The organism is Lentzea rhizosphaerae (assembly GCF_042649515.1).
GTDB lineage: Bacteria > Actinomycetota > Actinomycetes > Mycobacteriales > Pseudonocardiaceae > Lentzea > Lentzea aerocolonigenes.
This window is the reverse complement of record NZ_JBHRZI010000011.1, coordinates 1,268,164-1,293,311: the sequence shown is the minus strand read 5'-3', so window position 1 is coordinate 1,293,311 and position 25,148 is coordinate 1,268,164. Positions and strand designations below refer to the sequence as shown.

Below are 25,148 nucleotides of genomic sequence, written 5' to 3'. Positions count from 1 at the left end.
GGCACGATCAGTGCTCGTGACGGCGTTGCAGGGACAACAACTGGCCGGACCGCTGTGTGCTGCGGTGGCCCATTTGTGCGTTGCCCTGCAACCACAGGTCTCCCAGCAGACCGCCGCCGGTTTCCAGGAGGTGCTGCGCCGTCTGCACGCGCCGTTGCAGGTCGCGGTGGCCGGTCGGATCAAGTCCGGGAAGTCGACACTGGTCAACGCGTTGATCGGTCGGCGGGTCGCGCCCACCGACGTCGGTGAGTGCACACGGCTGGTCACGCGCTATCAGTACGGAACAGTCGACCGCATCGAAGTCGTGCTCCAGGACGGACGGCGGCAGGTGCTGCCGTTCGACGCGAACGGCATGATTCCCGCTTCTCTGGGCGTGGAAGGCGTTTCGCACATCGAGGCGTACCTGACGAACGCCGTGCTGCGCGACTTCACCGTCATCGACACTCCTGGACTCGGTTCGCTGGACGCGGCATCGGTCGCACGCACCGAGGAACTGCTGGATCCCGTGTCGCGCAACGCGGTCGCGGGCGCCGAAGCCGTTCTCTACGTCGTGACGCAGGGCGTGCGTGCGGACGACCACTCCACCATCGCGGCCTTCACCGCCGCGACCGCGTCTCGTGACGCCGGGCCGGTCAACGCCATCGCCGCGTTGAACAAGGTCGACGCCGTCGCACCGGAAACCGTTGAGGGCTCGGACGGTGAGGTGTGGCGGGCGGCGGAGATCCTGGCGTCGAAGCAGGCCCAGCTGCTGCGGCCGCGGGTGGCCGACGTGCTGCCGGTGATCAGCCTGCTCGCCGAGTCCGCGGAGACCGGTGAGTTCACGTCGGCGGACGCTGAGGCGTTGCGGCAGCTCGCGGCGCTGGACGCGGACACCCGCACGATGATGCTGATGTCCGGCGACCTCTTCACGTCGTGGGACTGCGACGTCGCGTCCGGCGTGCGCTCGCGGTTGCTGGAAAAGCTCGACCTCTACGGCATCGGCCGCGCGCTGGAGGCCCTGGACGCCGAGCCGGGCCTGACGGCGGGGGCGTTGCGGCGGGTGCTGTTCGACGCCTCCGGGTTCGCCGCCGTCCGAGGACGCCTGGACGCGGTGTTCCGTGCGCGGGCCGACGGCATCAAGGCCGCGGCCGCGCTCGCATCGGTCACCTCGCTGGCCTCGGTCGATCCGGGTGAACGGCAGCGCGTGCACGACGCGATCGAGGTCCTGCTGGCCAGGCCGGAGGCGCACCAGCTGCGGCTGCTGGAGGCGCTCACGCTGGTGTCGTCCGGCGCGGTCACACTGGCCCAGGACCTGACCGACGAGGTGCTGCGCGTCGGCAGCACCCCGGACGTGGCGGGTCAGCTGGGGCTTCGTGGCCGTCCCGCCGAGGAACTGGTCGCGTACTCGCTGGAACGTGCCGGCTGGTGGCGTTCGTTCGCGTCGTTCGGCGCCACGCCGGCCCAGGCTCGAGTGGCGCACGTCGTCCACCGGGCGTATTTCCTCATCTGGCAGCAACTACGTGCTGGGGGGCACCGATGAGCGTGAACGGAACCGATCCGACCGGAGTGGCGTCGGACGACGGTGTGGAGACCATTGCCGACGAGCTGCTCGACCAGGCGCTGGCCGAACGCCGCGCACTGGTGCAGCTGTGCCTGTACGCGCTGGACCGCGCCAGTGCCGGCGTCGTCGAGCGCATCGAGGAGGGCCTGTCGTCCATAGGCGTCGTGGCGCTGCGGGCCGACGGTGAGCGCTTCGACCCGTCGCTGCACGAAGCGGGCGGCACCGTGCCGACGGACGACCTGTCGTTGCAAGGCCTGGTCGCTGAGACCGAGGTACCCGGCTTCTGCGATCGCGGACGTGTTCTGCGAGCCCCGATCGTGACGGTCTACACGGCCCGATGAGCAACCTCTCCCAGACAGTCCGGCAGACGCGCGAACGTCTCACCTCTCTCGTGCGCGAGCTCGACCCGTCCATGGCCGACTGGGTGGCGCGCAGGGCGGCACCAGAAGTCTCGTCGGTGGTGATCGTCGGCGAGACCAACCGCGGCAAGTCCTCGCTGGTCAACGCCCTGCTGGCCACGCCAGGCCTGTCCCCTGTCGACGCCGACGTCGCCACCTCGACGTACCTCGTCTTCCAGCACGGCCCGTCCTGGGCGGCCCGCGCCTGCTACCCCGGCCTGCTCGCGCCCGTCAGCTTCCCGCTGCCCGCGCTGATCAACTGGGTCTCCGCCGCCCACGAACTGCCCGAGGGCGAGCTGCCCCCGCGCTACGTCGAGGTCGACGCTCCGATCCCGTTGCTGGAACGCATGTCCGTTGTGGACACTCCGGGTGTCGGCGGCCTCGAGTCGGTGCACGGCGAGCTGGCCCTGGAAGCCGTCACCTCGGCCACGGCCCTGGTCTTCGTCGTTGACGCCTCGGCCCCGTTCACCCGCGGCGAGCTCGACTTCCTCAAACGGGTCGGCGACCGCGTCGAAACCGTCGTCTTCGCCCTGACGAAGACCGACCAGTACCGCGGCTGGCGCCAGGTCCTGGACGCCGACCGCGCCCTGCTGGCCGAGCACGCCCCGCGCTTCGCCGACGCGACCTTCTACCCGGTGTCGTCCCGCATGTTCGGCATGGCCGCCCAAGCCCCGAACCCGGATGCCGCCGCGATGCTCCGCGAAAGGTCGGGCGTGGCCGCTCTGCAGACCGCACTGCAGGAACTCGTCGCAGGGCGCGCCGGAATGCTCGCCGAAGCCAACGCCCTGCGCGCCCTCTCAACAGTGCTCGACGAACTCGTTGTGCGCCTTGAACACGAGAAGCGCGCTCTGTCAGTGGGCGAAGACGAAGCCGTTGTTCTGAGGGCCCGCCGCGAAGAACTGCAAACCGAACGCCGTTCCTCGACCCGAGGCTGGCAGGTCCGCCTGCGGGGCGAGATCCAACGTGCCCGCGTCGAGAACTCGCACGAGATCTCCCGCCAGATGCGTGACCTGCAGACCTGGTACCGCCAGGCCATCGACGCCGCCGACCGCACCGCCCTGGCCACCCTGCCCCAACAGGTCGACACAGCACTGCAGGTGGTCTCCGGCCGAATCTCCACCGCACTGTCCGTCCGCCTGGCCCAGGTGACGGACGCAGTCCTGGCCACCCTGTTCTCCCCGGAAGAACTGACCCTGATCCGAGGCCAGTTCGCCCGCGGCGAGCAACCACCGGTCGTGTTGCGCCCCAAGGAAAAGCGCCCACCGACAGCCGAGGACAAACTCCTGGTGTTCATGGGAGTCTCCGGCGGCCTGGGCGCGGGCAAACTGGCCGTCATGCCCCTGGCAGGCCTGGGCATAGCCGCCCTGAACCCGATCGTCCTGCCCGTCACGATCGCCCTGGGCCTCGGCGCGGGCTGGTGGATGGCCCGCACCCGCACCCACACCGCCGAGAAACAGCACGTCAAGCAGTGGCTCTCCGACGCCATCGCCGATGCACGGTCCACAGTGGACCAGATCGCCGCCGAGCAGCTCATCGAAGCTGAGCAGGCCCTCTCGTTGGCGTTGGACGAGGCCCTGGCCAAGCGGATCGAGGCCATCGAGGCTGAGCTGCGCGAGGTCGACCGCGCGTTGCGGATGGAGGCCGGCGAACGGGGCCGCGAGCTGCAGTCCGTGACGCGTCAGCTGGCCGAGGTGGAGTCGGGGCGGGCGAAGGCGGAGGAGCTGCTGGGCCGGATCCGGTCCGTCCGCGACAGAGCCTGAAGCGTTACGAAACTCGGCGCCCCATACCACCTGAGGCCTGACCAGCGCGAACATGTCTTGACCAGGCGATCTCGCCGTGGTCTCATGGTGGTCAGGTCGCGGACATCCGTGCCCACGACACGCCTCCGGTCATCTCACCGGGGGCTTTTTTCGTTTCCAGACCGCCAGCCCCCGGTGCTCCCGCTCCAGGGGCTTTTCGTCGTACCCGGAGGCCGCCGATGTCCCTGTCCGTGTTGGTGGTGCTAGCCCTCGCCGCCCTGCTCGCGCTGCTGGTGCTGGTCTTCGGCGTCGTGGTGGTCGTTGCTCTTTGCCGGGCCAATCGCGACGACGTGCCCATCGTGCTTTCCGACTGTGTCAACGTGTTCAAGTCGCTGGTCCACCGGCTCCCCCGCACCCGAGCGATGAGGAGCCGACGGAACGAGGAGGAGGCATGACGCGTCGGCAGCTCGGCTTCGTCGATCCGACCGGGAAGCGCGGTGGCGCGGATGCCTACGTGCGGCTGCTTCGCGGGGTGCTGGACAGCCTCAGCGAACGGGAAGCAGGCGTGATCGTGCACAGGTTCGGACTGCTGGACGGTCGCCCGCGCACTCTGGACGAAATCGGCCGGATCTACGGGATCGACCGCAGCCGTGCTCGTTTCATCGAGTCGAAGGTCATGTCCAAGCTGCGCCACCCGTTACGATCAATGGTCTTGCGTGACTTCCTGGACGGCGAGTTCGTCGAGCTTCCCGGGCATGTGCGCGCAGAGCTGCTGGGAGCTCTCAGCACCGAGCCTGGTCCACTCGTTCACTGCGATCGTCACGGCTGGAGTGAGTCGGGACCAGACGTGGCCCGTTGCGTCGGCTGTCCCTGTGCGCTGGCCTTCCGCCAGTACGGCCGCAGACGCAAGTACTGCTCCGACGCCTGCCGCCAGGCCGCCTACCGCCGTCGAAGGTCATCCGAACCGGGCCAGGCGGTTGGCGACGGAACCGAACCGGCATAACGTGGGTCATACCGGTACATGAGCAGTAGGAGGTGTGTCCCGGTGTACATCGACGAGAACGGTGCGGCCGACGCCGAGCTGAAGGTGACCGTCGAGGACGAGGAGTACACCGCCGACGTCACCTTCGACCTCAACGACGACGGCGTGAACGACTCCGCCGTGGTCGAGACCGACGACGGTGGTCACCTCGCGTTCACCGACACGAACGGCGATGGTGACGCCGATCTGATGAGCACGTTCGACAAGGACGGCAATCTCCTGAGCCAGGCGCGGTTCGAGGAGAATTCCGGTGAGTGGGTTGCCGTCGACCCGAACGACTCCCAACAAGAAAAAACAAATTCTTCGCCCAAGCAGGCGATTGTCGTGGACACCGATGAAGGCGACCGAAACGTCGGGCAGGCGACCGAGGACACCGACGGGGACGGCAAGGCCGACACCGCGGTGGTGCGCGACGACGACGGTGACACCTGGCTGTTCACCGACAAGAACGGTGACGGACGGGCCGACGTGGCGACCGAGATCACACGATCCGGCGAGGTCACGATGCAGGAACACCGAGGTGACGACTGGGTCGAGGTCGAGCACGGGCACATCGACTCCGACGGCCGGTACGTCACCGACTCCAAGAGCGGCATTCTGGACGAGTCGGACGACTGGTTCGAGGAAGAACGGTTCGAGGGTGTCGTCCGAATCGATTCCACGACCGGGCAGTGGATCAGCCCGAACTGACGTCTGAACTGAAGCGCAGGTCACAGGCCTCGGTGTGGTGAGAACCGCACCGAGGCCTCTTGTGTTTTTCCCACCTCAAGCGCGCCTTAACGCCGTCCGAGTGCTGAATCGATTCCAGAATCGGTTTTGTGAGGGAAGCGACAGGCTGGGGGTGCTTTACCCACCATTAACCGGGCTAACCTCGATCCATCCCCTTCCACGTACGCCCGGCCCCACCGGGCGTCTGGAGCTATTCCCGAGGACGACGAAGTCCTGCACCGGACCACCACGTCCTCGGGCGGCCGAGGCGTTCAGTCAGGAGACGAGACGAGATGACGGCAGTGACCATTCCCGGTCTCGAACAGGCACCTACCAACCACGCGCGCTTGCTCGCATGGGTTCAGGAAGTCGCTGAGCTGACCTGCCCGGACGAGGTTGTTTGGGCTGACGGGTCTCAGGGCGAATGGGACCGTCTCACGAAGAAGCTCGTCGACGCCGGCACCTTCGTGCCCCTGAAGAAGAAGCCCAACTCGTTCTGGGCGGCCTCGGACCCGAGCGATGTGGCTCGTGTGGAAGAGCGGACCTACATCTGTTCGGTGCGCGAGCAGGACGCGGGCGCGACCAACAACTGGATGGACCCTTCCGAGATGAAGGCCATCATGACCGAGCTCTACCGGGGCTGCATGCGCGGCCGCACGATGTACGTCATCCCGTTCTGCATGGGCCCGCTGGACGCGGAGAAGCCGATGCTCGGTGTCGAGATCACCGACTCGGAGTACGTCGTCGTCTCGATGCACATCATGACCCGCATGGGCTCCAAGGCCCTCGCGCTGTTCGGTGAGGACGCCGACTTCGTCCCGGCGCTGCACTCGCTCGGCGCGCCGCTCGAGCCCGGCCAGGAAGACGTGCAGTGGCCGTGCAACGAGACCAAGTACATCTCGCACTTCCCGGAGACCCGCGAGATCTGGAGTTTCGGTTCGGGCTACGGCGGCAACGCCCTGCTCGGCAAGAAGTGCTACTCGCTGCGCATCGCGTCCGTGATGGCGCGTGACGAGGGCTGGCTCGCCGAGCACATGCTGATCCTCAAGCTCACCTCGCCGGAGAACAAGGCGTACTACATCGCGGCCGCGTTCCCGTCGGCCTGCGGCAAGACCAACCTCGCGATGCTCGAGCCGACCATCCCCGGCTGGAAGGTCGAGACGCTCGGCGACGACATCGCGTGGATGCGCTTCGGTGAGGACGGCCGCCTGTACGCGGTGAACCCGGAGAACGGCTTCTTCGGCGTCGCGCCCGGCACGGACTACCACACCAACCCGAACGCGATGCGCACCATCGCCAAGGGCAACTCGCTGTTCACGAACGTCGCGCTGACCGACGACGGCGACATCTGGTGGGAGGGCATGGGCGAGCCCCCTGCCCACCTCACCTCGTGGAAGCACCAGGACTGGACGCCGGACAGCGAGGAGCTCTCCTCGCACCCGAACTCGCGCTACTGCACGCCGATCGAGCAGTGCGACATCAAGGCGCCGGAGTGGGACGACCCCAAGGGCGTGCCGATCTCGGCGATCTTCTTCGGTGGCCGCCGCGCCACGACGATCCCGCTGGTCACCGAGTCGCGCGACTGGCAGCACGGCACCTACATGGGCGCCACGCTGTCGTCGGAGACCACGGCCGCCGCGGTCGGCAAGACCGGCGTCGTCCGTCGCGACCCGATGGCGATGCTGCCGTTCATCGGCTACAACGCCGGCGACTACTTCCAGCACTGGGTCGACCTCGGCAAGCGCGCCGACGCCGACAAGCTGCCGAAGATCTTCTACGTGAACTGGTTCCGCCGCGGTGAGGACAAGCGCTTCCTGTGGCCCGGGTTTGGCGAGAACTCGCGCGTGCTGAAGTGGGCCATCGAGCGCATCGAGGGCAAGGCCGCCGCTACCGAAACCCCCATCGGTCACGTCCCGACGGCCGCTGACCTGGACCTCGAGGGCCTGGACACGCCGATCGCGGACATCGAGGCCGCGCTCGAGTTCAACGCCGACGAGTGGCGTGCCGAGATCCCGCTGGTCGAGGAGTGGTTCGCCAAGATCGGTGACAAGGTCCCGACCACGCTCCGCGACGAGCTGGAGGCCCTGAAGCAGCGCCTGGGCTGATTTTTCGGCACGCGGGGGCCCTACGTTTCCCTGGAGGGAACGCGGGGCCCCCGCGTGCATTCCAAGCAAGTGCGGTGTGTGACTGGGGTGTACGAGTGAGGTATCACTGACGTGTGATGCAGGACGAGGACTTCCTCGGCGGACTCCACTACGACGGCTCGAAGCGCGATGTCGAGGTCGGCCCGACGACGGGCATCGTGCGCTACTACCCGGTGCCACCCGCCCCACCGGCCCGCACGCCGTGGTGGCGCTACACCCTGGTCTTCGTGCTCGGTTTAGCGATCGGCACCGCTGCCGGCGTCGTTCTGTGCAGCAATTTTCTCTGAGTCAGCGCAGCTCATGGTCCACTTGAGACGAAGTTGTCCACAGGTGTGGACGGACTTGTGCACATGTTGTGGACGGCTGTGGACAGCGCTGGGGACTTCTCCACAGGTTCGCAAAAACGGTCTTGCTCCAGGAATGAACCTGGCACCTTCCGGGAACGTCTTAAGTACGTGATGGCGGTCACAAAGATCGCCACCAAGGCGGAAGGGGAGGTGTGCCGTGGGGATCGCAGGAATCGCGATGCTGGTGCTGTCCCTGGCCGCCGTGCTGATGGTCGTGATCGCGGGATCAGTTCGGGAGCGGGTTGTCCCGGATGCCGAGGAGAGTGCTGCTGAAGGCCTTGGTGGCCTCCGCGTAGCAGACGGCGTTGGTCCAACCCTCTGACCAGGCCTGCGAACCGGGGTTCCGCCACGCCGGAAACACGTCGGTGCGCTTGGACGAGCCCAGGTAGTCGTGCACGGCCTTGGTGCACTTGTCGTTCGCGATGGCGTTCATCTGCTCCTTGGACGGAGCGGGGTCGGTCGACTTGCCGAGCGACACGACACCACCGGGCACCGCCTCCGCCAGGTGAGAGGTGTTGCAGGCGACGACCTTGACCTCCTGGTCCTTGGACGGCGAACTCTGCGTGCAGGTCTGGAACGTGCCGAAGCCGTTGCCCTTGAGCGCGTCCTTCACGGAACCCTTGCGCGCCAGCGGCTTCTCGTCCGGGCTGATCTCCACGACGGTGCACAGCCGCCAGCGCTGGCCGTCCTTCCAGCCCTGCTCGTTGGGCCAGAACGCCCAGACGCGCAGGCGCGTGGAGTCCGCGTCCGCGCTGCCCAGGTAGTCGGTGAGCACCTGACGGCACGGCGGGAGCGCGGCCTTGCGCAGCGCCTGGGTGTCCGGATAGGTCGACGGCAGACCGGCGAGCTCGCCCACGCTCATGACTTCGGCCTCGTGCGAGTCGGTGCACTGCAGCACCTTCAGCTCGTAGGCGTTCATGCACTGCCCGGCCTTGGGCAGCGTGGGTGCGGAGGCGGAGGCCGTGGACGGCATGGGTCCTGGGACCGCTTGCCCTCCGACCTGAATCGCGCACGCGGACAGCGCCCACGCGCTCAGGAAGATTGCCACCGCCAGCCGCACACGAGTCACACCACAGAGACTAGGGCCTTGACCTGATCGGCGATGGCCCGACGCTGACTTTCGAAGGTTGCATCCGTCAACGCGGCCGGGTCGGCGGGCTGTCCGAGCACCGGCGTGTGCAGATGTCCACCGAGGACATTCGTTGCGCCGTAACCGATTCGCACGCGGTTGGCCCGGTACATGCTCTCGTTGGAGAGGTAGTCGCCGCCGCCACCGCTGGCCGCGACCCTGCCCGGCGTCGGCTCGTCCGTGCGGCACGACTGCTGGGAGCCGACGACGACCCACTCGCAGAAGCTCCGGTTGTAGTTCACGGCGAACGGCCCGGTGCCCGCGTCGATCATCTTCTGGAACGGCAGCGTGGTCTCGATGAACTCGGCGGCCGGCTGCGGCCAGCCCGCCGCGTCCGGGACGCTGCCGGTGGATCCGACGTTGTTGTTGTCCGCGAAGCCACCGCGCCAGCGCGCCGCCCACCGCTCGACGTCGAAGCGGCCCGGCCTGCCCTGGCTGATCGTCACGAACGCGTCGGGCTTCTGCTGCTTCAGCGCGGTTCCGTAGAACTGCTCGACGATCCCCTCGTCGAACCCGCCCCACAGCACCGGCAGCACCGCGGCCTGCAGCACGACCTTGCCGTTCGGCGTGGTGATCTCGCGGCCGTCGAGCTGCAACGCCGCCGCTCCTGCGGGGTTGGCGCGCCGCACGTTCGTCCCGGTGAGCTGGAACGGGTCGAAGCCGGTCACGGCGACCCTGCGCACGCCGGGCTTCGCGGGGAACGCCGAGTCGCTCAGGCCGCGTGAGGCCCAGTCGAACTGCTGGATGAGCTTCGCGCGCTCGTTCGGCGAGATCGCGAACCGCGGCTTCCACTGGCGGAGCGCGCTGCTGAGCTGCAGTCGCGCCCAGTAGAGAGGGCGGTCGTCATAGGCGTCGTGCGCCAGGGGCGTCGTGCTCTGCGCACGGGCGACCGCCGCCTTCCACAGCGCGTTGCCTTCGCGTTCCACGAACTGCTGCGCCTGCCTCGGCACGGTCTGGCGGCAGAGTCTGGCGGTGAAGTCCGTGACACGGCCGTCGAAGCCGGCGAGCTTCACCAGCGCGGGCCCCACGGCGGGGCCGCCGGTGACGAGCGTGTCGTCGAGCCGCTGCTCCTCGACGGTCAGCGGGACGGCGGTGTCGTAGCAGTTCGCGTCCTGCGCCTGGGCGACGGCAGGACTCAGGGTGAGTGCGATCGCGGTCAGTCCGACAAGTCCGGCGATGGTTTTCACGCCTTCGATCTCAACGGAAAGGGCCACCCGCCGTAACCGACGGGTGGCCCTTGGCGTTAACTGCCGCGTCTCAGTGCGCCGCGACCGGCTTGACCCTCGGGCTGTCCTCGTCGACGTGGTAGTCCGACGGGTCCGTCTGGTCCGTGCCGTTGAAGACCTTGGCCTTCTTGGCGATCAGCGTGACGACCACCGCGACCAGCAGGTTGACCGTCAGCGCGACGATGCCCACGTAGATCTGCACGGTCGACGCGCCGAACGGGTGCCAGCCGAAGATCGACAGCTTGCCGAGCGGCAATGCCGAACCGGCGAAGTGCGCCTTGTTGATGGCCGGGTTGCCGATGTTGTAGAGCAGCCACATGCCGTAGCCCATGCCGCCGATCCAGCCCGCCACCAGGCCGTACACGTGGAACCAGCGCGTGTACAACGCGATCGCGACCGCCGGCAGCGTCTGCAGGATCATGACGCCGCCGATGAGCTGCAGGTCGATGGAGAACTGCGGGTCGACGAACACGATGAACGCGACCGCGCCGAACTTCACGACGAGGCTCGCGAGCTTGGCCTGCTTGGCCTCCTCCGCGGGCGTGGCGTGCTTCTTGATGTACTCCTTGTAGACGTTGCGCGTCCACAGGTTCGCCGCCGCGATCGACATGATCGCCGCCGGCACCAGCGCGCCGATGCCGATGGCCGCGAACGCGATGCCCGCGAACCACGACGGGAAGTTCGCGCCGAAGAGCTCGGGCACGATCGTGTTGGTGTCGGGACGGCCGGTCGCCTGGTTGACGATCGGCTTGGTGCCCGCGCTGATCGCGACGTAGCCGAGCAGCGCCAGGAGGCCGAGCACCAGCGAGTACGCCGGCAGCGCGACCATGTTGCGCTTGATGACGTTGCGGCCGCGGCTGGCCAGGATGCCGGTCAGCGAGTGCGGGTAGATGAACAGCGCGAGCGCGCTGCCCAGTGCCAGCGTCGCGTACTGGAGCTGGTTGTTGCTGTTGAGCAGGATGCCGTCGGTCTTGGCCGGCGTGGCGTCGAACTTGGCCTGCGCGTCGTTGAAGATCTCGCCCCAGCCGCCGAACTTCGACGGCAGGTAGACGATCGCCACCAGGATGACGATGTAGATCAGGATGTCCTTCACGAACGCGATCAGCGCCGGCGCCCGCAGACCCGACTGGTACGTGTAGAGCGCGAGGATCACGAACGCGATGAACAGCGGCAGGTGGCCGAGGATGCCGCCACCGTTGAGGCCCATGCTGCGCAGCACGGCTTCGAGGCCGACGAGCTGCAGCGCGATGTACGGCATGGTCGCGACGATGCCGGTGATCGCGACGAGCAGCGCCAGCCAGTGCGAGCCGTAGCGGCCCTTCACGAAGTCGGCGGGCGTGACGTAGCCGTGCACGCGGCTCACCGACCACATCCGGACCAGCGGCAGGAACACGATCGGGTAGAGGATCACCGTGTACGGCAGGGCGAAGAAGCCGGTCGCGCCCGCGCCGAACATCAGCGCCGGCACCGCCACGAACGTGTACGCGGTGTAGAGGTCGCCGCCGACCAGGAACCACGTGATCCAGCTGCCGAACTTCCGTCCGCCGAGGCCCCACTCGTCCAGGTGCTCCAGGGTCTCGCCCTTCTGCCACCGCGCGGCCACGAAGCCCATGACCGTGACGAGAAGGAAGAGGGCGCTGAAAACGATCAGCTCAGTCCACTGCATCACTTGGCTCCCTCGTCCAGGTCGTCGACGCCGAGCTTGTCCGGCTTGCCGGTGACCACCGGCTTGTCCTTCGTCTTGACGTAGACGATGCCCACGGCCAGGACTCCGAGCGGCACGAACGCGAACTGGTACCAGTAGAAGAACGGCATCCCGAAGAGTCGGGGCTCGTCCTGGTTGAACCACGGCGTGATGAGCATGAGCAGCGGAACTACCAGCAACAGGTTCCAGTTGCTCCAGCGCAAGCCGGTCTTGTGATCCGACGGCATGGTGGCCCTCCGTGAACGCGGTGTTGCGCGGATGTTAGGCCTGATAGGACGTGTCGTCAGCCTGGTGATCGGAATCGTTGCACTTCGCTTAACGTTCTCTTTGGACTATTCAGCCTCAAGGCGTCCGACAAGATCCTGTTCAGCGGTATCGAAGTACTCCAGCAGCTGGCTCACGGCCTGGTCCACCGCACCATTGTTCAACAATTCAACGATCCTACGATTCCACGGCACGTACGTCTGGTGGAAGTCGTTGATCTCCTGGGCCACCCGGAACGCGAGCATGAGCTCGGCGAACAGGCGGTCCGACTCCTCGCTGAGGCGGGGGCTGCTCGCGAGCCCGACGATGCCGCGGTGGAACTGGATGTTGGCCTGACCGGCCTTGGACCAGTCGTTCTTCTCCGCCCTGGCGACGGCCTGCCGCACCGGCGCCCGCACGGCCTCGCGCTGCGCCTCGGTGACGTCGTTCCACAGCCGCAGCGCACCGCACTCGATCACGCGCCGGGCGGCGTAGAGGTCGCGCACGTCGTCGGCGCTCGGGCTGCGGACGAACACTCCGCGGCTGTGCTCGTGGACCAGCAGCCGGTCGCGGGTCAGCAGGCGGAAGGCCTCACGGAGGGTGTTGCGGCTGACTCCGAGCGCCCCGCCGATCGCCTCCTCGCTGAGTCGCAGCCCAGGCGCCAGTTCGCCGTCGAGCACCCGCTCTCGCAGCATGTCGGCGACCTTCTGCGCGGTGCTAGCGCGCTCCAGGTCGGCCTTGCCCTGCGCCAGCGTCGACACCCACGTCTCGGTCACCTGCCAAGTCTATTTGCAGGATCGTCCGATTGCACTATCGTAGAATCGTTCAACAATCCCACAATCCAACAAACCGGCGTGTGTTGGGGGCTTCGATGGATCTGAACGCGGACCTCGGTGAGGGCTTCGGCCACTGGACGCTGGGCGACGACCGTGCGCTGCTGTCGGTCGTGACCAGCGCAAACGTTGCTTGTGGCTACCACGCCGGTGATGCCGACACGATGCGGTCGGTGTGTGCTGCGGCGGCTTCGGCTGGGGTGGCTGTGGGGGCGCACGTCGGGTATCGGGATCTTGCTGGGTTCGGGCGGCGGTTCATCGACGTTGCTCCGGACACGTTGACCAATGAGGTTCTTGGGCAGCTTGGGGCGTTGTCGGCGTTTGCTCGGGCTGCTGGGACTCGGGTGTCCTACGTGAAGCCGCATGGGGCTCTGTACAACGCGTTGGTTCGGCATGAGGCCCAGGCTGACGCGGTGGTGGATGCGGTTCGGATGTTCGATCCCGGGCTTGCTGTGCTCGGGCCGCCTGGGGCTGTGTGGTTGAAGCGGGCTGCTGTGGCTGGGTTGCGGGTCTGGCACGAGGCTTTTGCGGATCGTGCTTATACGGCTGCTGGGACGTTGGTGCCTCGGGGTGAGCCTGGGGCGGTTCTGCGGGATCCGGCTGAGATTGCGGCTCGGTGTGTGCAGTTGGCTGTTGAGGGGTGGGTTCGCAGCGTTTCTGGGCGGCCGGTGCGGGTTCAGGCGGATTCCATCTGTGTTCACGGGGATACGCCGAATGCTGTGGAGATCGCTCGGTCGGTTCGGGCTGCTTTGGAGGCGGCTGGGGTTGTGGTGGGGCGGGTTGAGTCGCCGCTTCGGCATTCTCGGGCTGGGTGACGCTTGGGTTTTCGTGGTCGTCCCCCGGTTGCGTCGGCGGCTTCCTGTTCCGCGTCCGAGGGGTGGTCTTGTTGCGTGCTGCCGTGCCCGTTGCGTGCTTCCTCATTTCTGGGAGCTCCGCCCCAGACCCCGCCAATCTGATCAAAGACCCACCAGCGCCGCGCGCGGGTTGATGGCACGCCTGTTGCTTTGGGCGGCTTGCTGTTGCGTAGGTGTTCGGCGTGTGGGGTGGGTCCCGTCACGAGTCGCGCCGGAGCGAGCCACACCCGAGAGGTCAGGTCAAGTCGACGAAGAGCGTGTCGACTTGACCTGACCTCTCGGGCGCGGCGAACGATCGGGCACGACTCGTGACGGGACCCACCCCACCAGCATTGTTTGCCAAAGACTGCTCGGCTTCGCCATCGCGTCGGCTCGCCTGCGGCCTCGCCCCGCCTCGCCGCCTGGCCCCGCCTCGCCGCGTCGCCTCGCCCCGCCGCGCCGCCGCGTCGCCTCGCCTGTCGAACTCGCGGGACTGTCAGACCCGCCTTGTACGTTGGGTTGCGGGGGACTCCAAATCCAAGGGGACGCCTGCGCGAGCCTGCCTATCGGATCAGCGCTGCTGCCCCTACCAGGCCCGCCTCGCCGCCCAGCTCGGCTGCGCGCACCTCCAGGCCCTCCAGGTACGACAAGCCTGCGTGGGTCTTCAGCGTGCGGCGCACCGGCTCGAACAGCAGCTCGCCTGCTTGGGCCACGCCGCCGCCGATCACTGCCAGGTCCAGGTCGCACACGGCTGCTGCGCCTGCGATGGCCATGCCCACTGCTTGGCCTGCGCGGTCGAACGCTTCCAGCGGGATTTCCTCACCGGCCAGGGCTGCGGCGGCCAGTACGGCGGCGTCGGCGTCGTCTGGGGCTTGCCAGCCCGCTCGGCGGGCCCAGGCGACCATTCGGGGGCCTCCTGCGATGGTTTCCACGCAGCCTCGGCCGCCGCAGGTGCAGAGTGGGCCGTCGGGATCCACGACTACGTGCCCGATGTGGCCCGCGTTGCCCGTTCGGCCGCCGAAGGGGTGGCCGTTCAGGACCAGGCCGCCGCCTACGCCCGTCGAGACGACCAGGCCCACCATGAACTTGCTGCCCTGGCCTGCGCCTCGGCGGTGTTCGCCGAGGGCCATGCAGACGCCGTCACCTGCCAGTTCCACCGGCACGCCTGGGAACAGCGACGAGACGGCTGAGCGCAAGGGGAAGGCTTGCCACGACGGGACGTTGATCGGGGAGACGGTGCCCGCGACTGTGTCCACCGGGCCCGCCGAGGCGATTCCGACGCCCGCGATGGTCGCACCCTGGACCACTGAGGACAGCAGGGACTCCACGGCGTCCCAGGGATCAGCCGGAGGAGTCGGCACGCGTGAGGAGCGCACCACGTTGCCTGTGGGGTCCACCAGGGCGACGGCGATCTTGGTGCCGCCGAAGTCCAGTGCCAGCACCAGATCAGTCACGGTGATCCATGTTAACGAGCGACATCGATGCGGATCGGCGGACTGGTCCTGACCAGGTCGCCTGCTGCCACCTTCACCACCGCGGACCACGAGCCGGGGCTTGCCCAGGAGGGGGCTGAGACGGTGAAGTCGAGCGACGTGTGACCCTGGGCGGGGAGCAGTGCGCCGACGGTGAACGGGGTGATCAACTCCCAGGTGTCGCGTGGGGACAGGATTCGGGCTTGGAGCGGGAGGTCGCCGTGGGCGCCGGACGCGACGAGCACCTGGAGCGGGGCGGAAGAGCCTGGGGTGACGGAGACGGTTGACGGGGTTGAGGCCACCCACAGGACCTCGACCGGGTCTTCGAAGTCCCATTCCGGCACGGTCAGCAGGGCGACGTCGTAGACCTCGAACGGGAGGCCCTCCAGCGTGGCGCGGATCGGGTAGCAGCCTGGAGTGTTGGGTGGAGTCAGGCGGACTTCGGCCGACGTGTAGCCGCCTGCGGGGAGAGTCACGGGGAGCGTGTCCCAGGAGGACGACCAGCCGTCGGGGAGGGTCAGGCGGACCGCGCCGGTGAAGGCCGGGCCGTCTGACACCGCCACCACGCGCAGGCGGGTCGGGCTGAGCACTTCCAGACGGACGTTTGCCGCCAGGCCGCCCAGTGGGGCCGGCTCGTGCAGCCAGTACCTCGCGAACACCGGGGTCACGGTGGGTTCTGTCGGGCCCAGTGGTGGGCCGGCGACGGCCAGTTTCGGGGCCACGGACGGCAGGGTGCCCGAGGAGGGTGTGCGGGTGCCCAGCACGCCTACCAGCGGTGAGGGGTTCAGGTGGGGCACCTCGTGCCACAACGTGAACGTTGTGGAGCCGACCATCTTCTCGCCCACCTCGCTGTGCCAGACGGTCACCGGGCCCGTCAGGCGCGGAGGTTCCAGGGCTGGGCCGTCTACGGCTACGAGGGAGGCGATCGGGTCGTACGAGAGGACGTAGTGAGTGGAGGCGATCTCTGTGCCGTAGCCCTGTTTCCAGCTGTGGTCGATGTCGTCTTCTACGAGCGCGTAGGTGCGCCATCCGCGGGAGGGCACGTCTCTGGCGAGAAAGGTCACCGTCTCGCCGTCGACCAACGTCGGCAGTGTGTCGCCCTCGAACTCCACGTGCACGTTTCTGGGTGACGGCAGATGCACGGACACGACGTCGGTGCAGGACGTTGAAAGCGGGTTCCAGGCGACCACGGACGAGTCCACTGTGGACGTCAGTGCCGCCAGCGAGCGCGAGACGACCTCGGAGCGCAGGTCGAAGGCTTCGCGGGGATGTGCCACAGCGGCGCGTGCGAGAGCAGCGGTGGGGTACGCCGCGCCGGTCAGCCGGGCGGCGTGTGAGGCGAACACCGCTGCGGGCGAGTCGTCGGCTGGAGGACGCGGCACTGGCACGGCGCCGCGCACGTAGTAGTCGCGCGGCAACGAGCACAAGACGCGTGGCCACGTGTAGCGCGCGCTCCAGTCGTGGTGGATCGCGGTCACCCACGGGTTCGGTGCGGAACGGTCGGTGCCGACGGGCAGCATCACGTGCGGGGCGGCGGCCTTGGCTCGCAGCTTCAGGAACGACGAGTAGACAGACCGTTCTGCCTCGCCCAAGGACGAGACGTCCAATGCCGAGCCGGCGGGTAGCGAGGCGAGCAGTGGCGACACACCGACCACATTGGACTCCGCGCCGACCACCTCGACCCGTCCCTCGGAGATCAGCCGCAGGAGCAGCGAGCGGTGCTCGGGGAACGTGTCCCAGTACGGCTGCAGCAGCTCCACCGACGTCACCGCGAATCGGTAGGCGGGGTCGGTCAGCGCCAGGTCCACGTGGGCCCGCAGCGCGTCGAACGGCGCGTCGGCCGCCACGTGCCCGACCAGGTGCAGCGTCCACCCCGGCGAGCCCACGACCAGCGAGAACGTGCACCTCTCCTCGCCGGACGCCGAGCGCAGGACCGCCTCGGCGGGCACCACGGCGCCGGGGGAGTGCTCGGAGACGTCGACGGCGACCTCGTAGCCGAACGGGCCCAGAGCCGCAGTTCCGCCGTGCCTCGGAGAGTGCAGGCCGGGACCGGAGACGTGCGCGTGCACCGGTCCGGTCGACGTAGGCGAGGTCACCCGCACCACCTGCAGCAGCGCGGTCCGAGGTCCGACGAAGAGTTCGGTGGACTCGGCGGCGATCACCGAACGATCGCACCATCGTTCAGTACTGGACGAAATACCCCGATGGTGGAGTAGTGCGCCGCACTATCGTTTCAACATTCGTGTCAAGCCGGCCGCCACGGTCGTGGCCAGGACCCAGCCGGTCACGATCAGCCCGGAGGCGATCCACTGCGACGCACCGGGCGTCTGCCAGCGGTTCTTGTTGCCGAAGTCGACGATCGGCACCACCAGGTCGATCGTGTAGAGCCACGCGTTCCACGGCAGGTGGTCGTCGTCGTTGATCACCGTCAGCGGTCCCTTGAACTGGAACCAGATGCTGCCCACCACCCACGCCGCGATCAACCACCCCAACGCGCGCGCCGGGCGGTAGCCGTAGCCGACCATCGAACGCTGCAAAAAGCTCCATAAGAGCACCAACGGGCCGAAGAACCGCATGCCCTCGGCGACCGCGCGGTACCGCAGGCGCTGCTTCTCGATCAGCACCGTCGAGGCGTGCTCCTCGTTGCCGGACGAGGTCAGCATCTCGGCGAACTGGTCGTACGGGCGCGGGCTGTAGCTGCGCCGCATCGCGTGCCGCAGCCAGCGCAGCCGTTGCTGGACCTGGGCGTCGTCGCGCAGGTCGATCGGGTAGGCCAGCGAGTCGTAGCGGAAGTCGTCCAGGTCGATGAAACCCGTGGCGTTCCAGAAGTTCTCGTTGTCGTCCAACGACGTGCAGCGCGCCTGCCGCAACGTCACCAGGCCCTTGGGCGGCGACACCACGTTGAGCATCAGCTCCTGGACCTGCATGCCCATGGCGTTCAACGCGTGGCTGTCGAGCTTGTAGCCGAGCACCGCGCCGTTGAAGTTCGCCATGCGGCCGATGGTCGCGCGCCGGCACCGGACACCGCCGTGCGCGACGAACTCCTTCTCGCCGCGCGCGCAGATGAGGTCGCGGCCGATCGTGGCGCCGCCGATGTCGAGCGACGGCTTCTCACGCGGCTGGTGCCGGTACGTGCCGGGCTTGATCAGGCGGCTTCCGCGCAGGTCGAGGTTCGCGCCGACGGTGATGCCGCGCAGTTCCAGGCCACCGGACACCTCCGACTCGCGCACCACGAAGTTGCTGCCGATCTGTGAACGGTTCGTCAGCAGCGCGTCCGCGGCCGGATTGTCCACAGTGGCCCGTTCGAGCGTGATGCTGCCGCGCACATGAGTGTCGACCATGCGCAGCTGGCCCTTGATCCGCACGCCCCGCCCGACGATGTCACCGCCGATCTCCGCGCCGTCGACGTGCAGCGCGCGACCCGAGCCGGTCGGGTCCGTGCCGACCGACGGCGGTGACACGGCGTCCAGCACGGCGTCTGCCAGCGACAACGTGCCGCCGATGCGCGCGTTCACGGCGCGGACGGTGCCCGCGCTGGTGAAGCCGCGGTCCAGCTCCAGGTCGCCGGACACGTCCACGCGGTCGAGGACCAGCGTCGCGGACGGGTCGGTGTGCGGATCGGTGGTCTCCTCGAACGCGTCACTGCGCGAGAGCTGGGCGCGGCTCAACGACAACGTCGAGCTGATCCGGGCGTTGGCCAGGAACACCACGCCGTGCGAGGTGAACGCGCCGAGCAGGTTGCCGCCGACCTGCATGCCGTTGCCGTTCAGCGTGAAGCCGTCGGGGTTCTCCAGCACGGCGCTGCCGAGGTTGACGTTGCCGCCGATGCGCGACCCAGCGAGCCGCACCTCGCCCTCGGTGTGGATGCCGAACCCGAGCAACGCACCCGCGACCGTCAGCCGGTCACCGTGCACGCACAGCCCGCCCGGCACGCTGAACCTGCTGTCCCGCAACAGGACCGAGCCCGCGATCTCGGCGTCGGTCAGGTCGACGAGGTCGGTCATCCGGCAGCCGAGCAACGAAACGTCGTTGCTGCTGCTGAGATTGCGCGCCTCCAGGCCGGGCAGGTCGCAGTCGGTGAACGAGACACCGGCGAGGTTCGCCTGCCTCAGGTCCGGTGCCGCCTCGAACTGGCAGCGCTCGAACTCCAGCACGTACGGCACCTCGACCGCGCGCAGGTCGAGCACGTCGGTGACCACCCGGTCCACCACGCGGATGACGGGTGGGGTGCTCGGCCTGCGCCGAGGCAACCTCCACCCGCCCGCTCCGTCGTTCTCCCCCAACAGCCCCCGCAGCACCTCCGCCGCGGCGACCCTCCCCCTGGCCACGCGACCTAGACCGGATCGCTCGGGCCGTGGTGCGTCGGGTCGAGCACGCGGGCCAGGAACTCCTGGGTGCGCGGTTCCTGCGGGTTGCCGATCACCTCGGCCGCCGGTCCCTCCTCGACGATGTAGCCGCCGTCCATGAAGATCACCTTGTCGGCGACCTCGCGGGCGAACTGCATCTCGTGGGTCACGACCAGCATCGTCATGCCCTCGTCGGCGAGCTGGCGCATGACGCCGAGCACGTCACCCACGAGCTCGGGGTCGAGCGCCGAGGTCGGCTCGTCGAACAGCATCACCTCGGGGTTCATCGACAGCGCGCGGGCGATCGCCGCGCGCTGCTGCTGGCCGCCGGAGAGCTGCGCGGGCATCGAGTAGGCCTTCTCGCTCAGGCCCACGCGCTCCAGGTTGTGCAGAGCGACCCGCTTCGACTCCTGCTCCGAGCGCTTGAGCACCTTGCGCTGCGCCACCGTGAGGTTGGCCAGCACGTTGAGGTGGGAGAACAGGTTGAAGCCCTGGAAGACCATGCCGATCTTCGTGCGCGCCCTGTCGATGTCCACGTCGGGATCGGTCAGCTCGGTGCCGTTGACGACGATCTTGCCGCCGTTCGGCTCCTCCAGCAGGTTCACGCAGCGCAGCAACGTCGACTTGCCGGAACCGGACGGGCCGATGATGCAGACCACGTCACCGCGGTTGACCTGCAGGTCGATGCCCTTGAGGACGTCCAGCGGGCCGAACGACTTCTTCAGCCCGGTGATCTCGACGCACGTCTCGCTCATGCGGACACCTTCTTCCTGCTACCGGTGGTACCGCGGCGTTCCAGCCACCGCGACAGGTAGCCGAGCGGCAACGTGATGATCAGGTAGCACAGACCCGCGATGAGGATCGGGGTCAGCGAGGGGCTGCGGCTCAGCGTCTCGCGGCCGAACTTGGTGAGCTCGTACTGCTCGCGGAACAGGCCGAGGATGTAGATCAGCGAGGAGTCCTTGGTGAGCAGGATCAGCTCGTTGGTCAGCGGGGGCAGGATGATCCGGAACGCCTGCGGGATCACGACCGTGATCATGGCGCGGCCCTGCGACATGCCGAGCGACCGGGCGGCCTCGACCTGACCCTTCGGCACCGCCTGGATGCCGGCGCGGATCGTCTCCGCCATGTAGGCCGCACCGACGCCACCGAGCGCCAGCATGACCGTGGTCAGCGGCGGGAACTGCACCTGGAACGCGATCGGCACGCCGTAGTAGATGCCGATGAACACCAGCAGCGCGGGCACACCGCGGAAGAACTCGATGTAGACGGTCGCGATCCACCGGTACGGCGCGACCGAGGACAGCTTCATGAGCGCGAGCACGAGGCCCAGCGCGAGTCCGAACCCGAAGCCGAGCGCGGTGTAGATGATGGTGTTCTTCAACGCCACGGTGATGACGTTGGGGAACATCGACGCGGCGATCTCGGTGTTGAAGAACGCCCGCCTGATCTGGCCCCAGTCCGCGAGGAAGGCGACCAGGAGAACGACGACGATGAGCACGCCGTATTGCGCGTAGCGGATGTACTCCGCGCGCTTGCGCTTCGACATGGCCATTGCGGCTCCTAGCAAATGTGGTTCGGACAAGCGGCGGGGCCGGCGCGACGCAGCGCTGCCGGCCCCGGAGAAGCGACTACTTCGACGTCGGCTTCTTGCCGAACCACTTCTCGTAGATCGTGTCGTACGTGCCGTCCGACTTGGCCTTCTTCAGGACCTCGTTGATCTTGTTCAGCAGGGCGGTGTTGCCCTTCTTGACACCGATGCCGTACTTCTCGTCGGTCTTGAACTCGGTCGTGACCTCGGTGTCCGGGAACTCCTTGGCGTAGTCGTAGAGCACGCCGTTGTCGTTGATCACCGCGTCGACGGCACCGGTGCGGACGGCCGTCTCGGACAGCGGCAGGTCCTCGAACTGCACGACGGTGTAGCCGTTGGCGGCCGCGTTGTCGTTGGCGTACTTCTCACCGGTGGTGTCCTGCTGGACGCCGAGCTTCTTGCCCTTGAGGTCCGCGAGGGACTTCAGGTTCGAGCCCTTCTTGACCAGCAGCGCCTGCTCGGCGTTGAAGTACGGGTCGGAGAAGTCGATCGCCTGCTTGCGCTCGTCGGTGATCGTCATGCCCGCTGCGGCCAGGTCGCACTGGTTCGCGTTGAACGACGTTCCCGACGTGATCGTCTCGAACGGGGTGTCGAAGATCTGCTGCGTGACCCCGAGGTCCTTGGCGATCAGGTCGACGAGGTCGACGTCGAAGCCGACCGTCTTGTCGCCCTCGCTGAACTGGAAGGGCTTGTAGGACAGGTGCGTGCAGGTGACGAGCTTGCCGCTCTGCACCAACGGGATGTTCGAACCGCCCGAACCCTGGTTCACCGGAGTCGCGCAGCCCGATGCTGCCATCACGGCCAGCCCCAGGACCGGGACCATGGCCATCAACTGCCTGGTTCGACGAGCCACTGCGTCACTCCTCGTAACTGTTGCGGACGAGTGAACGGGATCCTGCCACTCGGGTGACGTGGTGGACAGCACGTGCGTGTTACAGGCCACTGCGTTGCAACAACTTTGCGTGAAATCTGTCTTACAGGCGCAGATTATTGTGCGAAATGCCCTAGATCACACAACGTCTGCACGTATTGCACCCGAATGGTGACGATGTGCGAGCGCGTCCTTGATCAGGATTTGATCACGACGGTGCTGCTCAGCGCGTGCGTTCGGTCAGCAAGCCTGCGATCAGAGCGGTCCACCCGGTCTGGTGGGTCGCGCCGAGTCCCTCACCGGTGTCGCCGTCGAAGTACTCGCTGAACGTGACGTGGTTGCGCCAAAGCGGTGACTCGGAGGACTCGATCCGCTTGCCGTCCGACGGCCTGCGCCCGTCGTGGTCGGGCAGGAACAGCCCGACGAGCCGGTCGCTCAGCTCGTCCGCGACCTGCCCGGCGGTGAGCAGGCGGCCGGAGTGCGTCGGCATCTCGACCGCGAACGTGCCGTCGTGGAAGGCGCAGACCGTGCGCAGCGCCTCGACGAGCAGCGCGTTGGTGGGCAGCCAGATCGGGCCGCGCCAGTTCGAGTTGCCGCCGAACATCGGCGTGTGCGACTCGCCCGGTTCGTAGCCCATCCGGTGCTCCTGGCCCGCGACGTTGACCTCCAGGCCTTCGCGGTGGGCGGCGCTGAGGCTGCGGATGCCGTGCGGCGACAGGAACTCGTGCTCGTCGAGCATCCGGTGCAGGACGCGCTTGAGCTTGTGCTCGTCGAGCAGCGACACGAACGCGCCGCGCTCGTAGTGGAACGTGATGAACTGCCGCAGCTCGGGCCGGCGCTTGAGCAGGTGCTCCAGCCGGCTCGTGAAGCCGTGCAGGTCGCTGAGCACCCACGGTTCGAGCACCGCGCTCGCCAGCAGCGGGATGAGGCCGACCATCGACCGCACGCGCACGGGCTCCGACTCGACGCTGCCGTCGGGGCGGCGCCGCGAGACCCGGTCGTAGCAGAAGCCGTCCTCGTCGTGCCAGATGCCGCCGCCGTGCGACCCGAAGTGCGTGAACGCCTCCGCGATGGACAGGAAGTGCTCGACGAACTTCGTCGCCACGTCCTCATAGGACTCGTCGCCGCGCGCGAGCTCCAGCGCGATCTGCATGAGGTGCAGGCTGTAGGCGGCCATCCACGACGTGGCGTCGGACTGCTCCAGCCGCCACTCGCCCAGCATCGGCTCGGACCTGTTGACCGGCCCGATGTTGTCCATGCCGAGGAACCCGCCCTCGAACAGGTAGCTGCCGCCGGCGTCCTTGCGGTTCACCCACCACGAGAAGTTCAGCAGCAGCTTGTGGAAGATCTTCGCGAGGAACTGCCGATCCCTGCTGCCGTCCGCGCGGTAGACCTGCAACGCCGCCCACGCGTGCACGGGCGGGTTGACGTCGCCGAACTCCCACTCGTAGGCCGGAATCTGGCCGTTGGGATGCATCATCCACTCGCGGCAGAACAGCAGCAGCTGCTCCTTCGCGAACGCCGGGTCGACCAGCGTGAACGGGATGGTGTGGAACGCGAGGTCCCACGCGGCGAACCAGGGGTACTCCCACTCGTCCGGCATGGAGATCACGTCGGCCACGTCGAGGTGCCGCCAGTGCACGTTGCGCGCCTCGGGGGTGCGCCTGGAACTGGGTGCTTCCGGCTTGGTCGGGTCGCCGTCGAGCCAGTCACGCGTGCGGAACCGGTAGTGCTGCTTGGTCCACATCAGCCCGGCCAGCGCACGCCGCAGCACGTGCTTCTCTTCCGCGTTCTTCTCGGGTGCGATGGCGTCGTGGAACTCGTCGGCCTCGAGCTTCCTGGCGTCCAGGGTCTCCTGGAAACTCGGCCCGAACGGGTCCACGTGCCCGTCGCCGCCCACGAGTCTCAGCCGGACGGTCACCGTCTCGCCCGGCTCCACGGGGTCGAAGGAGTACCAGGCCGCGAACTTCGTGCCCGCCGCCCCGGCGTCGTTCGGTCCGACGACCTGGCACGCGGACGTGTTTCCGTTGATCACGTAGTCGCAGATGCCGTCCTTGGTCCACGGCGAGGGGTTGCGCTCGGCCCCGAAGAGCGCCACCTCGTTGGTCTCGTTGTCCGTCATGAGCAGCGACGGCGAGTCGTCCAGGTGCAGCGTGTACCGCCCGAGGTTGCCGTGGTCGGCCGTAACCTTGCGCCCGGTCGTGGTGCTCGCGATGAGCTGACAGGGCCGCTGGTCCCGCCCCCAGGCCCAGGTGTTGCGAAACCACAGCTGCGGCAGGAGGTGCAGCGGCGCGTCCTCGGGCCCGTGGTTGGTCGCCGTGATCTCGACGCAGATGTCGTCGGTGTCGGCCTTGGCGTAGGTGACCTGGACGTCGAAGAACCGGTTCTCGTCGAGCACCCCGGTGTCGCTCAGCTCGGGCTCGCGGTTCTCCCTGCCGGCGCTCCGAGCCATCTCCCGGAGTTGAGCGTAGGGGAATTCGCGCTGTGGATAGCGGTAGACGACCTGCATCCAGGAGTGCGTGGGCGTCCCGTCGGTGACCCACCAGTGCTCCTTGACGTCCTCACCGTGGTTGCCCTCGCTGTTGGTGAGACCGAAGTAGCGCTCCTTGAGGATCGGGTCCCGGCCGTTCCACAGCGCGACGGCGAGGTTGAGGAACCCGTGCACGTCGCAGATGCCCGCGATGCCGTCCTCACCCCACCGGTAGGCGCGGCTGCGTGCGTGGTCGAACGGGAACGAGGCCCAGGCGTCACCCTCGGGCGAGTAGTCCTCGCGGACCGTGCCCCACTGGCGACCGGAGAGGTACGGCCCCCACAGCCGCCACGGCGAAGTCGGTGTGTCCGACTCCGCGAGACGCGCACGTTCCGCTTGTTCGCCCATCGGCCCAGTGTGAGACACCTTCTCGGACGGCCGGTGGCGTCCAGGTGTGGTTTGAGTTGCACCTCACTCGACGACGGGTGGGGTGTGACCTGATCGGCGCATT

General features: G+C 67.7%; 20 protein-coding genes and 1 pseudogene. 9 read left to right on the top strand and 12 right to left on the bottom strand.

What is annotated here, in order from left to right; all coding sequences use genetic code 11:
• The first annotated feature begins 16 nt into the window (after window positions 1–16).
• From ACFOWZ_RS13950 to ACFOWZ_RS13915, 8 genes and pseudogenes are all read left to right on the top strand, one after another.
• Window positions 17–1,519, top strand: coding sequence for a dynamin family protein (locus ACFOWZ_RS13950; protein WP_382372686.1), 1,503 nt, complete (start codon window positions 17–19; stop codon window positions 1,517–1,519).
• Window positions 1,516–1,881, top strand: a complete 366-nt coding sequence (gene grpE / locus ACFOWZ_RS13945; RefSeq protein WP_382372290.1) for a nucleotide exchange factor GrpE — start codon at window positions 1,516–1,518, stop codon at window positions 1,879–1,881. Before ACFOWZ_RS13950 ends, grpE begins: the two co-directional genes overlap by 4 nt.
• Window positions 1,878–3,698, top strand: coding sequence for a dynamin family protein (locus ACFOWZ_RS13940; protein WP_382372288.1), 1,821 nt, complete (start codon window positions 1,878–1,880; stop codon window positions 3,696–3,698). The genes grpE and ACFOWZ_RS13940 overlap by 4 nt, the downstream gene beginning before the upstream one ends.
• 218 nt (window positions 3,699–3,916) lie before the next feature.
• Window positions 3,917–4,132 (top strand): hypothetical protein, encoded by a 216-nt coding sequence (locus ACFOWZ_RS13935; RefSeq protein WP_382372286.1) that lies wholly within the window; start codon window positions 3,917–3,919, stop codon window positions 4,130–4,132.
• A gap of 68 nt (window positions 4,133–4,200) precedes the next feature.
• Window positions 4,201–4,407: pseudogene (locus ACFOWZ_RS13930) on the top strand (sigma factor-like helix-turn-helix DNA-binding protein); the annotation flags it as partial.
• A 315-nt stretch (window positions 4,408–4,722) separates the two neighbouring features.
• The gene (locus tag ACFOWZ_RS13925) at window positions 4,723–5,409 is read left to right on the top strand and encodes a hypothetical protein (RefSeq protein ID WP_382372284.1); all 687 of its coding nucleotides are present in this window, start codon (window positions 4,723–4,725) and stop codon (window positions 5,407–5,409) included.
• A gap of 311 nt (window positions 5,410–5,720) precedes the next feature.
• Window positions 5,721–7,532, top strand: coding sequence for a phosphoenolpyruvate carboxykinase (GTP) (locus ACFOWZ_RS13920; RefSeq protein WP_382372282.1), 1,812 nt, complete (start codon window positions 5,721–5,723; stop codon window positions 7,530–7,532).
• 113 nt (window positions 7,533–7,645) lie between these two features.
• On the top strand, window positions 7,646–7,858 hold the full coding sequence (locus ACFOWZ_RS13915; protein WP_382372280.1) for a hypothetical protein: 213 nt from the start codon (window positions 7,646–7,648) through the stop codon (window positions 7,856–7,858).
• A gap of 286 nt (window positions 7,859–8,144) precedes the next feature.
• Here the strand turns inward: ACFOWZ_RS13915 and ACFOWZ_RS13910 are convergent, their stop codons facing one another.
• The 5 genes from ACFOWZ_RS13910 to ACFOWZ_RS13890 form a co-directional block, all read right to left on the bottom strand.
• Window positions 8,145–8,987, bottom strand: coding sequence for a septum formation family protein (locus ACFOWZ_RS13910; RefSeq protein WP_382372278.1), 843 nt, complete (start codon window positions 8,985–8,987; stop codon window positions 8,145–8,147).
• Window positions 8,984–10,234 carry a hypothetical protein gene (locus ACFOWZ_RS13905; RefSeq protein ID WP_382372276.1) on the bottom strand — a complete coding sequence of 417 codons (1,251 nt, stop codon included), beginning with the start codon at window positions 10,232–10,234 and terminating at the stop codon, window positions 8,984–8,986. Before ACFOWZ_RS13905 ends, ACFOWZ_RS13910 begins: the two co-directional genes overlap by 4 nt.
• A gap of 70 nt (window positions 10,235–10,304) precedes the next feature.
• A complete protein-coding gene (mctP, locus tag ACFOWZ_RS13900; protein WP_382372274.1) occupies window positions 10,305–11,939 on the bottom strand; it encodes a monocarboxylate uptake permease MctP in 1,635 nt (544 codons plus the stop codon).
• The gene (locus ACFOWZ_RS13895) at window positions 11,939–12,205 is read right to left on the bottom strand and encodes a DUF3311 domain-containing protein (protein WP_382372272.1); all 267 of its coding nucleotides are present in this window, start codon (window positions 12,203–12,205) and stop codon (window positions 11,939–11,941) included. Before ACFOWZ_RS13895 ends, mctP begins: the two co-directional genes overlap by 1 nt.
• Before the next feature lie 105 nt (window positions 12,206–12,310).
• A complete protein-coding gene (locus ACFOWZ_RS13890; protein WP_382372270.1) occupies window positions 12,311–12,997 on the bottom strand; it encodes a GntR family transcriptional regulator in 687 nt (228 codons plus the stop codon).
• 95 nt (window positions 12,998–13,092) lie between these two features.
• Here ACFOWZ_RS13890 and ACFOWZ_RS13885 point away from each other — a divergent pair, with 95 nt between their 5' ends.
• Complete coding sequence (locus ACFOWZ_RS13885) at window positions 13,093–13,869, top strand: LamB/YcsF family protein (protein WP_382372269.1); 777 nt, start codon at window positions 13,093–13,095, stop codon at window positions 13,867–13,869.
• Between the two features lie 581 nt (window positions 13,870–14,450).
• Here ACFOWZ_RS13885 and ACFOWZ_RS13880 read toward each other — a convergent pair.
• The 7 genes from ACFOWZ_RS13880 to ACFOWZ_RS13850 all read right to left on the bottom strand — a co-directional run bounded on the left by ACFOWZ_RS13880 (window position 14,451) and on the right by ACFOWZ_RS13850 (window position 25,045).
• Window positions 14,451–15,341: an ROK family protein gene (locus ACFOWZ_RS13880; protein ID WP_382372268.1), complete on the bottom strand. Its 891-nt coding sequence runs from the start codon at window positions 15,339–15,341 to the stop codon at window positions 14,451–14,453.
• A gap of 11 nt (window positions 15,342–15,352) precedes the next feature.
• A complete protein-coding gene (locus ACFOWZ_RS13875; protein WP_382372267.1) occupies window positions 15,353–17,521 on the bottom strand; it encodes an NEW3 domain-containing protein in 2,169 nt (722 codons plus the stop codon).
• A gap of 63 nt (window positions 17,522–17,584) precedes the next feature.
• Window positions 17,585–19,687 (bottom strand): hypothetical protein, encoded by a 2,103-nt coding sequence (locus ACFOWZ_RS13870; protein ID WP_382372266.1) that lies wholly within the window; start codon window positions 19,685–19,687, stop codon window positions 17,585–17,587.
• A 5-nt stretch (window positions 19,688–19,692) separates the two neighbouring features.
• Window positions 19,693–20,460, bottom strand: a complete 768-nt coding sequence (locus ACFOWZ_RS13865; RefSeq protein ID WP_382372265.1) for an amino acid ABC transporter ATP-binding protein — start codon at window positions 20,458–20,460, stop codon at window positions 19,693–19,695.
• Window positions 20,457–21,260 carry an amino acid ABC transporter permease gene (locus ACFOWZ_RS13860; protein WP_030465743.1) on the bottom strand — a complete coding sequence of 268 codons (804 nt, stop codon included), beginning with the start codon at window positions 21,258–21,260 and terminating at the stop codon, window positions 20,457–20,459. Before ACFOWZ_RS13860 ends, ACFOWZ_RS13865 begins: the two co-directional genes overlap by 4 nt.
• A 76-nt stretch (window positions 21,261–21,336) precedes the next feature.
• Window positions 21,337–22,149, bottom strand: a complete 813-nt coding sequence (locus ACFOWZ_RS13855; protein WP_382372264.1) for a basic amino acid ABC transporter substrate-binding protein — start codon at window positions 22,147–22,149, stop codon at window positions 21,337–21,339.
• Between the two features lie 241 nt (window positions 22,150–22,390).
• Window positions 22,391–25,045, bottom strand: coding sequence for an MGH1-like glycoside hydrolase domain-containing protein (locus ACFOWZ_RS13850; protein ID WP_382372263.1), 2,655 nt, complete (start codon window positions 25,043–25,045; stop codon window positions 22,391–22,393).
• Window positions 25,046–25,148 lie beyond the last annotated feature (103 nt).